Source organism: Burkholderia arboris (assembly GCF_902499125.1).
GTDB classification, from domain to species: Bacteria; Pseudomonadota; Gammaproteobacteria; order Burkholderiales; family Burkholderiaceae; genus Burkholderia; species Burkholderia arboris.
In genome coordinates this window covers 254414-271168 of the sequence record NZ_CABVPX010000001.1, presented here as the reverse complement: position 1 = coordinate 271168, position 16755 = coordinate 254414, and the positions used below count along the sequence as shown (strand labels likewise).

General features: G+C 64.8%; 16 protein-coding genes. 6 read left to right on the top strand and 10 right to left on the bottom strand.

Annotation, left to right across the window (positions count from 1 at the left end; genetic code table 11):
- Positions 1-170: 170 nt before the first annotated feature.
- Positions 171-1730 carry a methyl-accepting chemotaxis protein gene (locus BLA15945_RS01175; RefSeq protein ID WP_174991262.1) on the top strand — a complete coding sequence of 520 codons (1560 nt, stop codon included), beginning with the start codon at positions 171-173 and terminating at the stop codon, positions 1728-1730.
- 166 nt (positions 1731-1896) lie between these two features.
- Here the strand turns inward: BLA15945_RS01175 and BLA15945_RS01170 are convergent, their stop codons facing one another.
- The 5 genes from BLA15945_RS01170 to BLA15945_RS01155 form a co-directional block, all read right to left on the bottom strand.
- Positions 1897-2328: a hypothetical protein gene (locus BLA15945_RS01170; RefSeq protein ID WP_233464093.1), complete on the bottom strand. Its 432-nt coding sequence runs from the start codon at positions 2326-2328 to the stop codon at positions 1897-1899.
- Positions 2295-3005 carry a DUF6402 family protein gene (locus tag BLA15945_RS01165; RefSeq protein WP_265095818.1) on the bottom strand — a complete coding sequence of 237 codons (711 nt, stop codon included), beginning with the start codon at positions 3003-3005 and terminating at the stop codon, positions 2295-2297. Before BLA15945_RS01165 ends, BLA15945_RS01170 begins: the two co-directional genes overlap by 34 nt.
- A gap of 1 nt (position 3006) precedes the next feature.
- A complete protein-coding gene (locus BLA15945_RS37830; protein ID WP_265095817.1) occupies positions 3007-3519 on the bottom strand; it encodes a DUF6402 family protein in 513 nt (170 codons plus the stop codon).
- Between the two features lie 217 nt (positions 3520-3736).
- Positions 3737-5404, bottom strand: a complete 1668-nt coding sequence (locus BLA15945_RS01160; RefSeq protein WP_174991261.1) for an ATP-binding domain-containing protein — start codon at positions 5402-5404, stop codon at positions 3737-3739.
- A gap of 123 nt (positions 5405-5527) precedes the next feature.
- Complete coding sequence (locus BLA15945_RS01155; protein WP_059240186.1) at positions 5528-6382, bottom strand: helix-turn-helix domain-containing protein; 855 nt, start codon at positions 6380-6382, stop codon at positions 5528-5530.
- 225 nt (positions 6383-6607) lie between these two features.
- Between BLA15945_RS01155 and BLA15945_RS01150 the strand changes: the two genes are divergently transcribed.
- Complete coding sequence (locus BLA15945_RS01150; RefSeq protein WP_059240188.1) at positions 6608-7942, top strand: NAD(P)/FAD-dependent oxidoreductase; 1335 nt, start codon at positions 6608-6610, stop codon at positions 7940-7942.
- A gap of 60 nt (positions 7943-8002) precedes the next feature.
- Positions 8003-9097 (top strand): potassium channel family protein, encoded by a 1095-nt coding sequence (locus tag BLA15945_RS01145; RefSeq protein ID WP_059240190.1) that lies wholly within the window; start codon positions 8003-8005, stop codon positions 9095-9097.
- Positions 9098-9103: 6 nt separating this feature from the next.
- Here BLA15945_RS01145 and BLA15945_RS01140 read toward each other — a convergent pair whose 3' ends face one another.
- Positions 9104-9721 carry a cysteine peptidase family C39 domain-containing protein gene (locus BLA15945_RS01140; RefSeq protein WP_059240192.1) on the bottom strand — a complete coding sequence of 206 codons (618 nt, stop codon included), beginning with the start codon at positions 9719-9721 and terminating at the stop codon, positions 9104-9106.
- A 141-nt stretch (positions 9722-9862) separates the two neighbouring features.
- Complete coding sequence (locus BLA15945_RS01135) at positions 9863-10519, bottom strand: TetR/AcrR family transcriptional regulator (protein WP_174991260.1); 657 nt, start codon at positions 10517-10519, stop codon at positions 9863-9865.
- Positions 10520-10829: 310 nt separating this feature from the next.
- Between BLA15945_RS01135 and BLA15945_RS01130 the strand changes: the two genes are divergently transcribed.
- The gene (locus tag BLA15945_RS01130) at positions 10830-11165 is read left to right on the top strand and encodes an H-NS histone family protein (protein ID WP_226196366.1); all 336 of its coding nucleotides are present in this window, start codon (positions 10830-10832) and stop codon (positions 11163-11165) included.
- A 40-nt stretch (positions 11166-11205) separates the two neighbouring features.
- Here the strand turns inward: BLA15945_RS01130 and BLA15945_RS01125 are convergent, their stop codons facing one another.
- Positions 11206-11868 carry a helix-turn-helix domain-containing protein gene (locus BLA15945_RS01125; protein ID WP_174991259.1) on the bottom strand — a complete coding sequence of 221 codons (663 nt, stop codon included), beginning with the start codon at positions 11866-11868 and terminating at the stop codon, positions 11206-11208.
- A gap of 329 nt (positions 11869-12197) precedes the next feature.
- Between BLA15945_RS01125 and BLA15945_RS01120 the strand changes: the two genes are divergently transcribed.
- Positions 12198-13409 (top strand): alpha/beta hydrolase family protein, encoded by a 1212-nt coding sequence (locus BLA15945_RS01120; protein WP_174991258.1) that lies wholly within the window; start codon positions 12198-12200, stop codon positions 13407-13409.
- Between the two features lie 79 nt (positions 13410-13488).
- Here BLA15945_RS01120 and BLA15945_RS01115 read toward each other — a convergent pair whose 3' ends face one another.
- Both BLA15945_RS01115 and BLA15945_RS01110 read right to left on the bottom strand, forming a co-directional pair.
- Positions 13489-14247 (bottom strand): SDR family oxidoreductase, encoded by a 759-nt coding sequence (locus BLA15945_RS01115; RefSeq protein ID WP_059240202.1) that lies wholly within the window; start codon positions 14245-14247, stop codon positions 13489-13491.
- 139 nt (positions 14248-14386) lie between these two features.
- Complete coding sequence (locus BLA15945_RS01110) at positions 14387-15331, bottom strand: LysR family transcriptional regulator (protein ID WP_059240205.1); 945 nt, start codon at positions 15329-15331, stop codon at positions 14387-14389.
- Between the two features lie 166 nt (positions 15332-15497).
- Between BLA15945_RS01110 and BLA15945_RS01105 the strand changes: the two genes are divergently transcribed.
- Complete coding sequence (locus BLA15945_RS01105; protein WP_174991257.1) at positions 15498-16712, top strand: FAD-dependent monooxygenase; 1215 nt, start codon at positions 15498-15500, stop codon at positions 16710-16712.
- The last annotated feature ends 43 nt before the right edge of the window (positions 16713-16755 follow it).

Below are 16755 nucleotides of genomic sequence, written 5' to 3'. Positions count from 1 at the left end.
ATTTCTGCTCAGACTCAGTCTGTTGCAGTCGTAACAGGAGATTGCCGGCAGGAAAAATTGACCGTGATCAGACGGAAAGCAGGGACGGACTCAAGTTTTTTGCAGGCAAACCGTAATACAGAGTGCTGCGGACCGATTGCCGCGGCATTTTTCATCGCTCACGTGCCGTCATGAACCTGAACGCCCTGTTTTCCCGTTTCTCGATCCGTACGCGGATCTTCTCCACGCTCGGTCTCGTTGCCGCGCTGCTCGTCGTGTCGGGGCTGATCGGCCTTGCCGGCATGCAAAGCTCGAACCGCGCACTCGACGAGGCCTATACGCAGCAACTGGCTGCGAAGACCGCGCTGTCCGCGGCGAGCCTGAACCTGACGATCGTGCGCACGACGCTCGACCGCGCGCTCCTGCATCCGGAGGCGCCGGAAGTGCCGGATCTCGTGAAAAAGGCCGAAGGCTATCTCGCGAAGGCCGACACCGCCTGGCGCAATTACGCGGCGATGCCGCACGACGGCGACGAGGGCCCGCTCGCGAGCCGCCTCGACGCCGCGCGCCAGGCGCTGATCGGGCAGGCGCTGAAGCCGATGATCGACGCGATCCGCGAAGGCCGGCGCGACGAGGCCGACCGGCTGCTGATGACGGTCGCGCCGCCGCTGTCGGTCGCGCTCACGCAGGCGACCGATGCGCTCGATGCGTACCAGGTCGCGCGCGGCAAGGACGTTTACGACACCGCGCAGACCTATTACGGCTGGATGCGTATGGGCGCGATCGCGGGCATCGCATTCGGGCTGGCCGCGTGCCTCGGCTGTGCGATCGGCCTGCATTTCGCGATCACGCAACCGGTGAATCGCCTGTTGTCGCATTTCCGCCGCCTGTCGGACGGCGACCTGACGTCGGAAGTGCGCTGGTCGTCGCGTGACGAAATGGCCGAGCTGGTGAAGGGCGTGACGGGCATGCAGCGCAGCCTCGCGGACACGGTGCGCCAGGTCAGCCAGGGTTCCGAAGCGATTTCGACGGCCACGCACCAGATCGCGGCCGGCAACACGGACTTGTCGCAGCGTACCGAGGAACAGGCGTCGGCGCTGCAGGAGACGGCCGCGAGCATGGAGCAGTTGACGGCGACCGTGAAGCAGAACGCCGACAACGCGCTCGAGGCGCAGGCCTGCGCGGACAGCGCGAGCGAAATCGCGACGCGCGGCGCGACGGTGGTGGGCGAGGTGATCGGCACGATGAACGAGATCGACCAGAGCTCGCAGAAGGTCGCCGACATCATCGGCACGATCGAGGGCATCGCGTTCCAGACCAACATTCTTGCGCTGAATGCGGCGGTCGAAGCTGCGCGCGCAGGTGAGCAGGGCCGCGGTTTTGCCGTGGTCGCAGGCGAGGTGCGCACGCTTGCGCAACGCTCGGCGTCCGCGGCGAAGGAAATCCGCACGCTGATCGGCGAATCGGTCGAACGCGTTGCGATCGGCTCGCGGCTCGTCGGCACGGCCGGTGCGACGATGCAGGACATCCAGCAGGCGATCGGACGCGTGACCGGCATCATGACGGAGATCGCGGCCGCATCGAGCGAGCAGCGCGACGGGATCGAGCAGGTGAACCGCGCGGTGTCGCAGATGGATCAGGTGTCGCAGCAGAACGCGGCGCTCGTCGAGCAGGCGGCGGCGGCGGCTGCGTCGCTCGAGGAACAGGCTGACGGGTTGCGCCGTGCGGTGGGGGCGTTCCGGGTGGCTTGAGCAACGCAGGCGCGAGGCGAGTGGTGACCCGATGGTCGGTTGACGCGGCCAGCTTCGCGGATTGGCCGGCGTTATCTTCGTTGATCTGTTCGAGCGGTCGGTCAAGAAATAAAAGCCCCGGTAGCGGGGCTTTATTTTTTATAAATCAAAGTATTGCGATGCGCTTTTAGAACAACGGCATTCTGGCGCGAAGCCAATCCCACTTTGAAGGTGGAATCGTGAGATATTTATTGTGGTTCGATTCGTCGGTCAAGTCGATGTAGCGAACCAGATTGCCTTCGTAATTCAGGGGGCGATGGAAGCTGTCTCCATGATGCCAGTTGACGGAGAAATATCGCCTCGCAAGAAGCTCGCCTTCTTCGCTGAAAACCCGTAGCTCTATATTGTCGTTCGTCGCGTCTTGATCATTCCCGCCGGTGCCGCACATCTTGAATCGATACGGAACTCCATTCATGTTTTTTTTGCCACCATCCAGTGTTTCTGGGCGATCATAGAAATCGCATCGCCCGTAGACGGGGCGGTTGAGATGAATGGTCAGGCCTACGCCGATATAGGCAACAATGGCTAGGCCAATGTATCTGAGGGCTCTAGTCTGCATATTTCGCCAAGCTTGAGGTCGATCGGCTTCTTCAGTTTCAAATAAACCGGCTTTGAATATATCATGAAGTCTCTTCCCCGGCGATGCCTCTCCCGCCAACGACTGTAGTCGGCGTTATAGACTGGGAAGTAAACATCGGTGGATTTGAATCTTCCTGCAAAACTTCTTCTCGTATCCACGGGTTTGCTGAGGTTTCTTGACCAAATGTCAATGTCGGAATCTCGTTTGAGCGCGCTTGATCCGGTGAGGATTGACCCCGGCGCGATGATGACTCCATGCTTGTTCCAGTGCCCTAGGTATTGCTTTCCGTTGAATGAGTAGCTGTCTTTTAAATAAGCATAGATGTGTGTGATTTTTCCGATGGCGTTAAGGCAATACAGATTTCCTGATTTTTCATATTTGAAGTATTTCTCGAATGATATTTCGACATTTCCGATGGCGGTATAAATATTGAAGTTGGCTAGGGCTCCCGTGAGGTCTGTTGGAGCAAGATTTTCAAGGGTGTCGAGGTTTCTTATTGACAATAATTGAAATTGCCAATCCCTGTGAAATTTTTGAGGATTTCCGGTGAATGAAGAGGTGTTGAAATTGAATGTGGAATTTCTGTCAAAAAATAACTTCTTGACAAAGGACTGGGTGATATCTGACGCAGTGCGTACGGATCGCTCGCTGTAGATGTCACTCGAAAGCAGTTTTTTCGTATTTTCTTCTGACGCTTCCGAATTTCAACGCCCAGTCGAGGGAAACGTCATCGTCATTCAGCGGCTGGGCCGACGTTGGATCGTCATTGTAAATATGCGCAGCACCCGCAAACCAGATTCGCGCAAGTTTGGCTGAAACCTTCCAGCCCAATTTGTCCATCGCGATTGGTACGTCCTGGAGATCGAAAGGTGGCGGGTTATCGCAAACTTCCGATTCCGCCTGCCGCGGTGATCCTTTGGTTATTGTCTGGTCGGCTTGCGGCGGCGGTTGAGGTGCTGGAGGGGGCTGCGGCGCGTTCGAGGGCTTGGAAATCGGTTTTGGAGGAGGAGGCGGTGGTGGAGGCTTTTCCCCCGGTGCGAGCCTGTCGATCGATACGCCTCTTTGAGTATCAAGCGGAATGCATCCTTGGGAACCCTTGTATTCCTTCAACTCCGATCCGAACCACCCATTTTTCGGCTTGTAGTAAGGCACCTTCTTTACGTCGGCCATGGACTCTTCCGTTTGCAACGAATAGCCTGGCATCGTAAAAGCCGACTGCAAGCGGACAAACCATCAGGTGTTGCCGAAACAGGGCGAAGCGCGATTGGACAAGGGGCCGGGGCAGAAAGAAATGTGCCCGATTGTGTCGGCCACCATGACGTCGAATAGTGTCCCCGAGCCGGGCGAACCGTTTCGCCGCGTCAGACCGCCGCGTCAGACCGCCGCGTCAGACCGCCGCGAGTTGCGCGGCCGCGCGCGACGACGCGACGATCAGCAGCTTCATCGTCGCGCGCGTCGCACCGACGAACAGCTTGCGCGCGGCCCGCGCGTCGAGCGTGTCGAAGTCGACTTCGGTGAGGATCACGCACGGCGCCGACTGGCCCTTGAAGCGGTAGATCGAATCGAGCAGCACGTCGCCTTCGCGATATTCGGGGTTGCCGAACAGGTCGTACTTGCCGGTGAAGCGCTTGATCCGGTGCGGACCGAGCTGGTCGAGCGGCGCGAGCACCGAGCCCTCGCGGCCGCGATACGACAGCACCGCGATGTCCTGCTTGCGGAAGCCCAGCGACAGCGCGTGCGTGATCGCGCGCTTGGTCGCGTCGATGCAGGCTTCCGTCAATGCGTCTCCCGACGCGCCATCTTCCCCGTATGCCGACACCGACGGATCCGAACCGTCGAACGGGCTGCCCGCGCGCAGCTCGGCCGCGAGCGGCTCGACCCGGCCGACGACGTCGCGCACGAATTCGAGCAGGTCGCGCGGGCTGCGGTAGTTCGTCAGCGCCTTCAGCGTGACCCAGCCGGCCAGCGCGACGGGTTCGCGCATGTACAGGTTCTGCAGCGGATCCTCGAGCCACCACCATGCGCCGTCCGGCGCGAGCACGCGCGCCAGCGCGGCCGCCCACGGCGCATGGAAATCCTGCCCTTCGTCGACGACCAGCACGTCGAAGCGCCAGTGCTCGGGAATCGGCGCTTCCGCGAAACGCGCTTCGAGCCGCTCGAATTCGCCGGGCACCTGGAAGTCGGGCACATAGCCGCCGTCACGCGCGACCCAGTCGCACAGCTGGTGGTAATTCGCGATCTTCGCGCCGGGCGGCGCGATGCGCGCGATGTAGTCGGCGAGCGGCCGGTTGAAGCACACATAGAGCACGCGCTTGCCCGCCGCGACGGCATCGCGCATCGCCTGCACCGCGAGCTGTGTCTTGCCCGAGCCGGCGGTGCCGGTGACGCGCAGCCGGAACGGCGCGAACTCAAGCTGGCGCGCCCATTCGGCGAGCCCGCCGGACAGCCGCGTGACGAGCGTGCCGGCCTGCCCGACGAGCGCGCTCGTGTCGGGCGTGAGCGCGAGCTCGTCCGCGAGGAAATGGTGGAGCTTCGGCGCGTTCGGAAAGTGTGCGTCGTCCTCGGGCAGGATCTGCAGGACGACCTGCGCGAGCTGCGCCTTGCGCGACGCGTCGACGATGCGGTCGGCCGCGACGCCGGCGATCGACGCGTCGCGGATCGAGTAGTCGGGGCAGTACAGCAGCGCCTCGACCCCGTAGACGCCCGCGCCGAGCGCGGCCGTCAGCCGCCGGTGCAGTGTTTCCTGCGTGCGCGCGAGCTGGATCGGGACATTGCGCTCTTTCTGCAGATAGACCTTCACGAGCCCCTTCGGCGTTTCGCGCAGGAAGCCGGCCTTCTGCTCGATCAGCAGCACGCGGCCGGCCGGGCTCACGACGACGAACGCCGCTTCGCCGAACACCGAGAACGCCTGATCGGCGCGCGTCCAGTGGACGCCGTGATACACCGTGTAGCTGTCGGGCAGTGCGTGTTCGAGCGCGGCGAGCGTTTCGCGTTCGCGTTCGGCCGCGCCGGTCGCGGCGAGGCTTTTCCAGTCGTCGGGGATGAGGCGGGCCATGGCGTCGGGCGGCGGATGCCGGTGCGGGCGTGAACAGGTCCGGCTATTGTACTGAGGAACCTGTCCATGCCCGCGGCATTGCGCGCCCGCTGGCCACCCTGAGGTGAGGCGTGCCGGCGGGGATTATCCGCGCGCGAGCCGTTTCGCGAGATCCGCGCTGAGGATCGCCATGCGCGCGGGTTTTTCGTAGCAGACCACGTCGAACGCGCGGATGACTTCGCTGATGTCGGCTTCGCTTGCGCGGCCGGTGAGCAGGTCGCCCGTCAGGACGAAAATCGGCGCGCCCGGGTTGTCGGACGTGCGCACGGCCTTGATCGCGGTCGCGGCCGTGCTGTCGTCGAACAGCCATTCGGTCAGCACGGCGTCGAAGGCCTGGCCCTGCAGGGCGTCGACGAACGGCGCGAGACCGTCGAACGCGGCCGTCGCGAAACCCTGCCGTTCGAGATAGCGGCACAGCTCGGTCGCGCTGACGCGATCGGGGTCGATCACCGCGACGACGAGCTTGTCGCTCTCCGCGCGGCGCGGATAGATCTCGATCTTGTGCACGTCGTACGCGTTCTGGTACAGCACGCCGGTATGACGCAGCACGCGCCAGCGGCCGTTCTGTTCGTACGCGACGAACTCGGGACGCGCGCCGGCTTCGAGCGGCGCGCCGATCCACGCGGTACACGGGATCTCGGCGACGCCCGCATAAAGGACGGCTTCCTGGGAATAGGCACCGACCATGCCGGGGTCGAGCGTTTGCGCGCCGAACAGCTGGGCGGCGGGTTCGCCGTACGCTTCGGCGACTTTCTTGATCTGCGAGAGCGTCCAGGGGCTGCTGCCGCGCAGTTTGCGGTGGCCTTGCGAGAAACTCAGGTCGAGGATGCGGCACAGCTCGGTGGTCTGCTGGCGCTTGCCGATGCCGTTGCGGGTCATCAGCTCGCGCACGCGCTCGGCAACCGCGAGGGAATCCGTGGTGATTGCTTCAGTGGTCATGCTACGGGAACGGATCGTGACGTTCAGAACGACGCCTTGCGGCAGTCTCGACGGACAGTCTTCATGACGTCCAATGGCGAGCCGACCGGCCACGCGCGCAAAAGATAACTTTACCGCAAAATGGTCGTCATTCAGTGTCGTGAAAGGTGCGATTGTGTGAAAGGTGTGTCACGAAGTTACCGCAAGCACCCGCATCTCGAACGCATTAACGACTGACAGGAAACAATGACGACAACCTATCCGTTGCACGATGCCCTGACCCGCGCCGAAACGGCGTTCCCGGCCGAAGCCGACGTCGTGATCGCCGGCGCCGGCATCATGGGCTGCGCGGCCGCGTACTACCTGGGCCTGCGTGGCCTGAAGGCCGTCGTGCTCGACAAGTCGCGCATCGCCGGGCAGCAGTCGACGCGCGCATGGGGCTTCGTGCGGCAGCAGGGCCGTGAAGCCGCCGAGGTGCCGCTGATGATGGCGGGCATGCGGATCTGGGAGGGGTTAGAGGAAACCCTCGGTTTCGATCTCGAATGGCGGCAGGGCGGCTGTCTCTATATTGCGGACAACGAAACGGACTGGTCGTCGTTCAACGCGTGGCTCGCCGTCGCACGCGAGCATGGGCTCGATACGCGCACGCTTACGCGCGCGCAGATCGACGAGCGCGTCCGTGGCCTTTCGCCGCAGGCACGCACGCTTGGCGGGCTGTACACCGCGACCGACGGGCAGGCCGAGCCGCGTCGCGTGGCCGCCGCGTTCGCGGCGCGCGCGACCGAGGCCGGCGCGCGTTTCTTCGAAGGCTGCGGCGTGACGGCGATCGAGACGGCCGGCGGCGCGGTCGTCGGCGTCGTGACCGAGCGCGGCACGATCCGTACGCGGCGCGCGATCTGTGCGGCCGGCGCGACCAGTTTCCGGTTGCTCGACGGCGTCGGCATCCGGCTGCCGCAGCAGGCCGTGCGCGGCACCTGCATGCGCACCAATGTGGTGCCGCCGGTGTCGGCGGCGACGGTCTGGGGGCACGGCCTCGGCATCCGGCAGCGCGAGAACGGCGCGATCAATCTCGCCGACGACATGCAGGTCGACGTCGATCTGACGCTCGGCCACCTGCGCGGGTTGAGTCTCTTCTGGCCGGAGTTCTGGTCGCAGCGCGACAAATTCCGGCTGCACCTGAATGCGTCTGCCTGGCGCGACGCGCTTGCCCGCATCAGCGGCGCGACCGGGCCGGTCGAGCCGCGCGATCCGCAGCCGCAGCCGAATCGCGCCCACGCGCCGCGCGCACTCGCGAAGCTCAAGGCGATCTTTCCCGCGCTGAAGGACGCGCAGATCGTCGAGGCGTGGGCCGGCCTGATCGACGTGTTGCCCGACGGCATCCCGGTGATCGATGCACCGGGCACGCCGTCGGGGCTCGCGATCGCGACGGGGTTCTGCGGTCACGGTTTCGCGATGGGGCCGATCGTCGGCCGGCTGCTCGCCGAATGGATCGATACCGGGACGCCGTCGCTCGACCTGTCGGCGTTTCGCGCGCGGCGCTTCGTCGACGGAACGATGGTGCGGCCGCGCAGCATGCTGTGACGGCCGGGCGCGCGCGTTCCCGTCGTAAAATCGAGCCCGCATTCTTCAGGAGACTCCCCGTTGGCTTCGCCATCCGACCAGCGCCGCTCGTTGCGCTTACGCCTGCGTCGTGCCCGCAATCCGTGGCAGGCGCCGCGTACGCGCACGCTGTTCACGCGTCCCGCGACGTCGCCGCGGCGCACGCTGCTGTTCCGCATCGGCGCGGTCGTGCTGCTGTGCACGCTCGCGTTCATCGTGCTGTATCTCGATCGCGACGGCCTGCGCGATTCGACCAAGAGCACGCCGATGACCGTCGCCGATCTCGTCTATTTCACGATGGTCACCGTCGCGACGGTCGGCTACGGCGACATCGTGCCGGTCACCGCGCGGGCACGCCTGCTCGATGCGTTCTTCATCGTGCCGATCCGTATCGTCATCTGGTTCATTTTCCTGGGCACGGCGTATCAGTTCGTGATCCAGCGCGTTATCGAGGAATTCCGCATGAAGCGCCTGCAGAAGCAGTTGTCCGATCACATCGTCGTGTGCGGTTATGGCCTGTCGGGGTCGATCGCGGTGCGCGAGTTGCTGGAAAGCGGCGTCGATCCCGCGACGGTCATCGTGATCGATTCGCAGCAGCAGGCGCTCGAGGCCGCGACGTCGCTCGGCGTGACGGGATTGCTTGGCGATCCTGCGCATGAGGATCTGCTGCAGCAGGCGCAGGTGCGCGCGGCGAAGGCCGTGATCATTTCGGTGACCGACGATCCGACCGCGATCCTGCTGACGCTGTCGGTGCGCAGCATCGCGCCCGATACGAAGATCGTCGTGCGGATCCAGGAAAACCTGTACCAGCGGCAACTGCGGCAGGCCGGCGCGGACGTGATCGTGTCGTCGACGAAGATCGGCGCGCTGCTGCTCGCGGATGCGGTGCACAGCCGCTATATCGTGCCATTCGTGAACGACATGCTGTCGACGCGCGGGCGTGCGACGCTGCTGGAGCGCGAAGCGTTGCCGCAGGAGATCGGGTGCCTGACGAACGTCGTGCCGGGTGCGATCGTGGTCGGGCTCGATCGCTGCGGGAAGATCTATTCGTTCTACGAGGATCCGCCGTGCAGGATCGAGGCGGGGGATACGCTGGTCGTGATTCAGTCGGCGCGGATTCCGGATCCGGATGTGTGAGGGCATTCAGTCCGGTGGGGCGATCAGGATTCCTCGATTGGCAAAGTAGCGATCGAAGGTTTCGCGCCGCATCGTCACGTTTTCCTGCGTGTCCCGTTCAAATCCTGACGGGTTATGAAAGATCCAGTCGCCGGATTGTGCGTCGACGCCAAGCACGAGCACCAGATGGCCGCCACGCGCCGGCGGCTCGACATCCCGATGCCGGATTCCCGGATGGACCGACGCCATCAGCCTGTGTCCGTCGCGTAGCCTTGCTTCAAGGACCGCCGATTCCGTATGCTCGACGACGCTGCCTCGCATCTGGAAACGCTCGCCGAGCCATTGCACGAACGGTCGGTACAGCAGGCGTTTGCCGCCATCGCCCAGTTCAGGGCGGTAGACGCCGAAGGTCACGGCGTCGTGGACCAGTTCGAGCAACGGGAACACGCGCTTCGTACGCTGCGCGAGCAGCATCTTCAGGCATGCGATGCCGCAGATGTGCGGGCTCCATTGCGCGTACTCTTCGGGGCTGCGGGCGCCCGACTCGCGCCAGAGCGGATCGTCTTCCGAACGCAGCGCGCCGGACAGAAACTTGTCGATCAGCATCCTCGATTCCCACTGCGAGAAGTAAGGTACGTCGGTCATTTTTCATCCGGTAAACAGTATCGCGACGAAACGGTCGACCGTTGTGCCGAAGATATCGTGCGGGCGTAACGCCGCGCATTGGCATGCGGCGCCGCATCGTGCCGCCGCATCACGCACCATCCGGTTCCATCGCGGAGCCGGTCAATTTTTTTGCGCCCGTGGCCTCGCAGATGAACGCACGGGCTCGGCCGACGCCAGCAGGCTGCGCAGGAACACCATGATCATGTGCCCGATCGGCACCTCCGACAGGATCGACTCGTGCAGCGACAACCCTTGCGAGAGCCCCATGAACGACACGGCCAGGACGGTCGGCGACTCGGGCGGCACTTTCCCGAACCGGGCAAAAATCTGTTCGATGCAACAGGCAAGACCATCGCGGTGGGCATCCAGTAATGCCTGCACCGCCTTCGCAAAATCGGGATTGCGACGCCCGTGAAGCTTGAATTCGACGCCCAGCACCGACCACTCGGGCTCGGCATCGACGGTCCGCGACCACACTTCCAGCGCATCCAGTATGTCGTTCCCGGACGCGGACGGGTCGCTCAGCGCCCGGGCGACGTCTGCCACTTGCGCCATCGAGCGCGACTGCATCAGTTCGACGAACAACGCTTCCTTGCTCGCGAAATTCGAATAGAACGCGCCCTGCGTGTAGCCGGCCTCGGCCGCGATATCCCTGAGGGACGTCGCGCCGAAACCGCGATCGACGAACAGCCGCTTCGCCGCGGCAAGCAAATGCGCGCGGGTCTGCAGTCGACTTTCTTCGCGGGTCAGCCGCGGGGGAAGGGGTGCCGTGATCATGGCCGGAAGGATATCAGTTGATATTTGAGATGGAAATCATTACGATCGCATTCCAGATATCAGTTGATATTTGAAACGCCGGGCACGATTGTGCACCCGAATGTCCGCAGTGGGCGGGGACCAGGCGGACGATCGTGCCGGTGCGGGGGCGTCGATGCGGTGCCGGTGCGCCAGGGATAGTCGCGCCGCCGATGCGCAGAGCGCGTCGCCGGTCGATCAGGTATGCCGGCCTCGTGCGTCGTGATGAAACAGTCGGTTAGTCATGCGAATCATGTCGATTTGCATGTGGATGCGTGGCAGGAAGCGGAAGATGAGCGTGAGCAAGACCTATGCGCAGCTCGTTGTGGAGCTGTCCGAACTGGACGAGGAAATCGAGCGCGCCCGCGAGCGCGAACGCATCGATGCGATCGAGAAGGTTCACTCGTTGATGGACACCTATGCGATCAAGCATCGCGACCTGGTCGGCCGCAACGGCCGCCGTGGCTCGTACATCGTGAAAGCGTTGCCGGCGCGCTATCGCGATCCGGCGAGCGGCAAGGAGTGGAGCGGGCGCGGTAACGCGCCGCTCTGGATCCGGGGCAAGGACCGCCGTCAGTTCGTCATATGCAAGCCACCGGCCTTTGGAAAGAAAGCCAAAAGGCGATGACGGAACCGGGTGGGCGTGGACCGTGCGTTGCAGGGGTGAGCTAAGGCGATGCGGGCTGCTGCGGCGTGTGGCCCGGCGGCGTCAGCACGACGAGCAGCGTCGCGCCGTCCGGCGACGGCGCCACGTACGCATGCGGCCGGTGCGAAGAGAACAACGCGCTTTCCCCGGCACGCAACCGTGTCGGCTCGCCGTGCTCGAAATGCAGCGCCAGTTCGCCCGACAGCACATAGCAGAACTCGTCGCCCTCATGACCGGCGAGCCCGCCGGCTTCGTCCACGGTGCGCGCGTCGACCTGCATGCGCAGCGTGATCATCCCGGCTGAACTGTCGCGATGCAGCAGCGCGTATGTGTACGGGATGTTCGCAATCCGCGTCGTGACGATGTCTCCCGCGTGGCAAACGCTCAGCGAAGCCCGATGGCGCGGGTGGTGGGTCAGCACGTCGCGCCAGTCGAAGCCCATCCCTTCGATGATCCGGTGCAGCACGCCGAAGGTCGGCGACATCTTGTTGGTCTCGATGCGCGAAAACGTCGCCGCGGGCACGCCGGTCAGCCGGCTGGCCTCGTTCAGCGTGAGGTCGCGCGACTGGCGCAGCGCGCGCAGCCGTTGCCCGATCTGGTCGGCGGGAACCTGCAGGTGCTCGCGACGCTGAGGCTTGAGCGGCAGTGCCGACAGGAGCGACGCGACGCGGGATTTCTTGCTCATTGACGTTCACCGGGGAGAATGATTTTACTGATACGTAATAAAAATATACCGCATCGGCACGAACCCGGCCGATCAAATGTGCGAGGCTTGTCGCTGGCCGGCATCGAGGCGTACACTTCCAGCGTGTTGACGTGACGAAAGCGGGGCATCTTCGATGCCTCGTTTTTTCGGTTCCTGTATTTACGTATATGTAAATTCGAGAACTGAACGCAACGCATCTCGTCCCGGCTGTCGGCGCGCGATGCTGCACGCATGATGAATGGAGGCACAAGCGGTAGCGCATCGGCATGACCAGAAATTTACGTATCGGTAATTTCGGAGAGGCTGACATGAATCTGCAAGACGACCGGATGAATGGCGCGTATCGCGCGGAAGGCTGGGTGCAATGGCCCGGCGAGCCGGAGTTGAGTTTCCAGTTCGCGCGCACGCTCGGCGGTGCGCAGGAAGGTGCGAGCCTGATCAGCGAGTGCTTTCGCGCGGCGGCGCGGATGACGCCCGGTGACACGGAGAGCTGGTATCGCGAATGGCAACTCCTCGCGAGGGCCAGCGAGCAGCGCGCGCTCGACGCATTCGAGCGCGGCTTCCTGCGCACCGCGAGCAGCAACTGGCTGCGCGCGGCCAACTACTACCGGTCGTCGGAGTTCTACCTCGCGCATGACGACGCGCGGCGGTGCGACACGTTCGACAGCGTCGAACGCTGTTCGCATCGCTATCTCGAAGGGCTGACGCCGGCCGGCGAGATCGTGCGGATCCCGTACGAGGGTGGCGCGGATCTCGACGCGTATTTCATCCCGTGCGCGGGCGACGGCGTGCGTTCGCCGGCCGTGATTGCGTTCGGCGGGCTCGACGAGTACAAGGACGAACTGCTCCACGAGATGCCCAAGCACGCGCTCACGCGCGGCATGTCGCTGCTGCTGGTCGATCTGCCGGGGCAGGGCGGCACGCTGCGCCGGCAGGGCATCGTCAACCGGCCCGATACCGAAGTGCCGGTCGGCGCGTGCGTCGATTACCTGCTGACGCGCCGCGACGTCGATGCCGGCCGGATCGCACTGTATGGCGCAAGCGTCGGCGGCGTCTATGCGGCGCGCGCGGCGTCGTTCGAGAAGCGCATCGTCGCGGCGGTTTCGGATTCGGTGATGTTCGACATGGGGGCACTGTTCGCGAGCTGGCTCGAGACGCCGGAGCGGCTCATCTGGCGGCACCTGAAATGGGTGTTCGGCTGCGCGACGCCGCAGGATGTGGTCGACAAGGCGCGGGATTTCCGTCTCGCCGGCGTGATCGATCGAATCTCGGTGCCGTACCTGGTGCTGCAGGGCACCGAGGACTGGCTCGGCCTGAAGACGGCAACCGATACCTACGACTATGCGAAGGCGCAGGGTGTCGACGCGACGCTGCGGCTGTTCGATCCGGATGAAACGGGCGCCGCGCACTGCCAGGTCGACAATCCGACGCTCGGGCAGGAGTTCATCTGCGACTGGCTTGCCGCGCGGCTGGGCATCGACCAGCGCGAAGTCCGGAAGCGTACGCAGTCGCTGGCCTGAGCGGCGCAGCGAGTCGAGCGCCGGGAGGCATCGCGCCAGGGGCCTGGCGACATCTTCCGGCGCGGGCCCCAGCGCCGGTTTATCCGCGACCGACGAACGGCATGGCGGTCGCCATGATCGTCATGGTGAGGATGTTCGTGTCCAGCGGCAGGTTCGCCATCTGGACGATCGCGTTCGCGACATGCGCGACGTCCATGCGCGCCTCGGGTGCCAGGCTGCCATCCGCTTGCGGGACACCTTGCGTCATCCGGTCCGTCAGCGCCGTGGCCGCGTTGCCGATGTCGATCTGGCCGCACGCGATGTTGTAGCGGCGGCCGTCGAGCGCCAGCGATTTGGTGATCCCGGTCACCGCGTGCTTGGTGGCGGTGTACGCGATCGTATCGGGGCGCGGCGCGTGTGCCGAGATCGAGCCGTTGTTGATGATGCGGCCGCCCTGCGGCGTTTGCGCTTTCATCAGGCGCCACGCGGCCCGCGCGCACAGAAAGACGCCGGTCAGGTTCGTCGCGACGACGCTGTTCCACACGTCGAAGTCGTATTCGTCGAGCGAAACGGCGGGGGCGTTGCGCCCGGCATTGTTGAACAGGACGTCCAGCCGGCCGAACTGCTGCGCGATCTGCGCGAACGCGTGGTCGACCGATGCTTCGTCGGTCACGTCGGCGGGAAACACCTGCGCATCGCCGCCGGCGGCGTGGATCGCATCCTGCGTTTCGCGCAGCGATGCCGCGTTGCGCCCGAGCAGCGCGACGGTGAAGCCCGCGGCAGCGAGCGCGATGGCCGCTGCACGACCGATGCCGGAGCCGGCGCCCGTGACGGCTGCGAATTGCTTCGAGACAGACATGGCTTGATTTCCTGCTGGTTGAGTGACGGGTGATGCGGGCGACGACCGGTGTCATCGCCACTTCGGCAATGTAGACGAAATGCGCGGCATACGGATTCAAGCGACATCGCAAGCGCACCCGGCCGCGCGATAACCGCAGCTATTTCTTCCGGCCAGGCGAACGCTTCTTCGCGTGCGCGCCCGTTTCCGCAAACAGATCGACCACCACGTCGCGCAGCCACCGGTTCCCTTCGTCCTGATTGACCCGCGTGTGCCACAGCATATGGATCGGCGCACCGGGCAGCGTGACGGGCAACGCGCGCCAGCCGAGCGAGAACGGCGCGGCGAGTTGCAGCGCGAGGTGCTCGGGCACCGTCGCGATCAGGTCGGTGCGCTGCAGGATGTAGCCCACGCTCATGAAATGCGGCACCGTCAGCCGTACCTGGCGCTTCACGCGGCGCCGCTTCAGCCATTCGTCCACCTGCCCGTGACCGGTGCCGGCCGACACCACCACCAGATGCTCGGCGTCGCACCACGCGTCGACCGTCAGCGGCGCGTCCTCGAGCGGGTGCCCGCGCCGGAACAGGCACACATAGCGCTGATCGAACAGCCGGCGCTGATAGAACCCGCCCTTGAGCTGCGGCAGCAGGCCGATCGCGAGATCGACGCGGCCGTCGGCCATTTCGTCGCTGAGGTTGACGCTCGTGTCGCGCACGGTATTGAGCGCGATGCCCGGTGCCGCGTGCGACAGGTGTTCGAGCAGCGCGGGCAGGAACACGACTTCGCCGATGTCGGTCATGCCGATGGTCAGCGTCCGCGTGGCGCGCAACGGATCGAAACCGGTCTCGGGATTCAGCGCGGCATGCAGCGTCGCGAGCGCATGCGACACGGGTTCCGCGAGACGCAGCGCGAACGGCGTCGGCACGACACCACCCGGCCCGCGCACGAACAGCGGATCGCCGAGCCGGCGGCGCAGCTTCGCGAGCGCGTTGCTGACGCCCGGCTGGCTCATGTTCATCTGTTCGGCGACGCTCGACACGCGCCGCTCCTGCATCAGCCGCTGGAAAAGCAGCAGCAGGTTGAGGTCGATCTCGCTCAGTTCCATCGGTTTCGCATGGCCCAGTTCATTGCATTTGGTGATGAAGCAGATTCATTTCATTTTATTGCGGGATGAAAGTCCACTCCTGAAAATACCGATACGGCGCATGCATTCGACATGACCGCTGCGCAAGTCGCAGACCCCACATAGGAATATCGGAGACATCTTCATCATGCAGACGAACCTGAAGATTGCGATCGTCGGCGCCGGCATCGGCGGCCTGACCCTCGCGCTCGCGTTGCGCGAGCACGGCATCGACGCCCAACTCTACGAGCAGACCCATGAATTGCGCGAAGTCGGCGCGGCCGTCGCGCTGTCGGCCAATGCGACGCGCTTCTACGAACGCATGGGTCTGCGCGCGGCCTTCGATGCGGTATGCGCGGACATCCCGGGTCTCGTCTATCGCGACGGGCGCAGCGGCGCGGTGATCGGCCATCATCGCGGCACTCCCGATTACCGCCGGCAATTCGGCGGCGCGTACTGGGGCGTGCATCGCGCGGATTTGCAGGCCGTGCTGTCGAAGGCGGTCGGCCTCGAACGCATCCATCTCGGCCATCGGCTGGTCGATCTCGCGCAGCATCCCGAGCGCGTCACGCTGTCGTTCGACAACGGCGCACGCATCGAAGCCGATCTCGTGATCGGCGCGGACGGCGCGCGTTCGATCACGCGACGCTGGATGCTCGGCTACGACGATGCGCTGTACTCGGGCTGTTCGGGTTTTCGCGGCGTGGTGCCGGCCGCGCGCATGGATTTGCTGCCCGATCCTGAGACGATCCAGTTCTGGGTCGGGCCGCACGGGCATCTGCTGCACTATCCGATCGGCGACAACGGCGACCAGAATTTCCTGCTGGTCGAGCGGCATCCGTCACCGTGGCCGTCGCGCGACTGGGTCATGCCGGCCGAGGAGGGCGAGCAACTGCGCGCGTTCGGGGGCTGGCATCCGGCCGTGGTGCAGATGATCACCGCGGTGCCGGTCAGCCAGCGCTGGGGGCTGTTCCACCGTCCGCCGCTCGGCCGCTGGAGCCGCGGGCGTGTGACGCTGATCGGCGATGCCGCGCACGCGCTGGTGCCGCACCATGGGCAGGGGGCGAACCAGTCGATCGAGGATGCGGTGGTGCTGGCGGCGCAACTCGCGAAGGCAGGGCCGGGGAATTGGCGTGAAGCGCAGGAAGCGTACGAGCGGCTGCGTCGCGGCCGCACGCGCAAGGTGCAGTACGCGTCGATTTCAGCGGCCGACGTGCTGCACCTGCCCGACGGGCCGGCTGCGCAGGCGCGCAACGCGCGTCTGGCCGAACGCGACAGCGTGCTGCATCACCTGGACTGGATCCACGACTTCGATGCGCTCAACGAGGCGCCGAGCGAGCGGCAGGGCGGGACGTGGCTTTGATGGCGGCCTGCGTGCCTGCGTGACGCGGGCAGCGTATCGGCGC

Bases quoted from the DNA above. Each gene is read 5' to 3' on its own strand.
- BLA15945_RS01130 (WP_226196366.1), top strand. From the start codon at position 10,830: ATGAGCGTGAGCAAGACCTATGCGCAGCTCGTTGTGGAGCTGTCCGAA.
- BLA15945_RS01110 (WP_059240205.1), bottom strand. From the start codon at position 15,331: ATGGAACTGAGCGAGATCGACCTCAACCTGCTGCTGCTTTTCCAGCGG.
- BLA15945_RS01170 (WP_233464093.1), bottom strand. From the start codon at position 2,328: ATGCAGACTAGAGCCCTCAGATACATTGGCCTAGCCATTGTTGCCTAT.
- BLA15945_RS01135 (WP_174991260.1), bottom strand. From the start codon at position 10,519: ATGATCACGGCACCCCTTCCCCCGCGGCTGACCCGCGAAGAAAGTCGA.
- BLA15945_RS01115 (WP_059240202.1), bottom strand. From the start codon at position 14,247: ATGTCTGTCTCGAAGCAATTCGCAGCCGTCACGGGCGCCGGCTCCGGC.
- BLA15945_RS01120 (WP_174991258.1), top strand. From the start codon at position 12,198: ATGAATCTGCAAGACGACCGGATGAATGGCGCGTATCGCGCGGAAGGC.
- BLA15945_RS01155 (WP_059240186.1), bottom strand. From the start codon at position 6,382: ATGACCACTGAAGCAATCACCACGGATTCCCTCGCGGTTGCCGAGCGC.
- BLA15945_RS01175 (WP_174991262.1), top strand. From the start codon at position 171: ATGAACCTGAACGCCCTGTTTTCCCGTTTCTCGATCCGTACGCGGATC.
- BLA15945_RS01140 (WP_059240192.1), bottom strand. From the start codon at position 9,721: ATGACCGACGTACCTTACTTCTCGCAGTGGGAATCGAGGATGCTGATC.
- BLA15945_RS01125 (WP_174991259.1), bottom strand. From the start codon at position 11,868: ATGAGCAAGAAATCCCGCGTCGCGTCGCTCCTGTCGGCACTGCCGCTC.
- BLA15945_RS01160 (WP_174991261.1), bottom strand. From the start codon at position 5,404: ATGGCCCGCCTCATCCCCGACGACTGGAAAAGCCTCGCCGCGACCGGC.
- BLA15945_RS37830 (WP_265095817.1), bottom strand. From the start codon at position 3,519: ATGGCCGACGTAAAGAAGGTGCCTTACTACAAGCCGAAAAATGGGTGG.
- BLA15945_RS01105 (WP_174991257.1), top strand. From the start codon at position 15,498: ATGCAGACGAACCTGAAGATTGCGATCGTCGGCGCCGGCATCGGCGGC.
- BLA15945_RS01150 (WP_059240188.1), top strand. From the start codon at position 6,608: ATGACGACAACCTATCCGTTGCACGATGCCCTGACCCGCGCCGAAACG.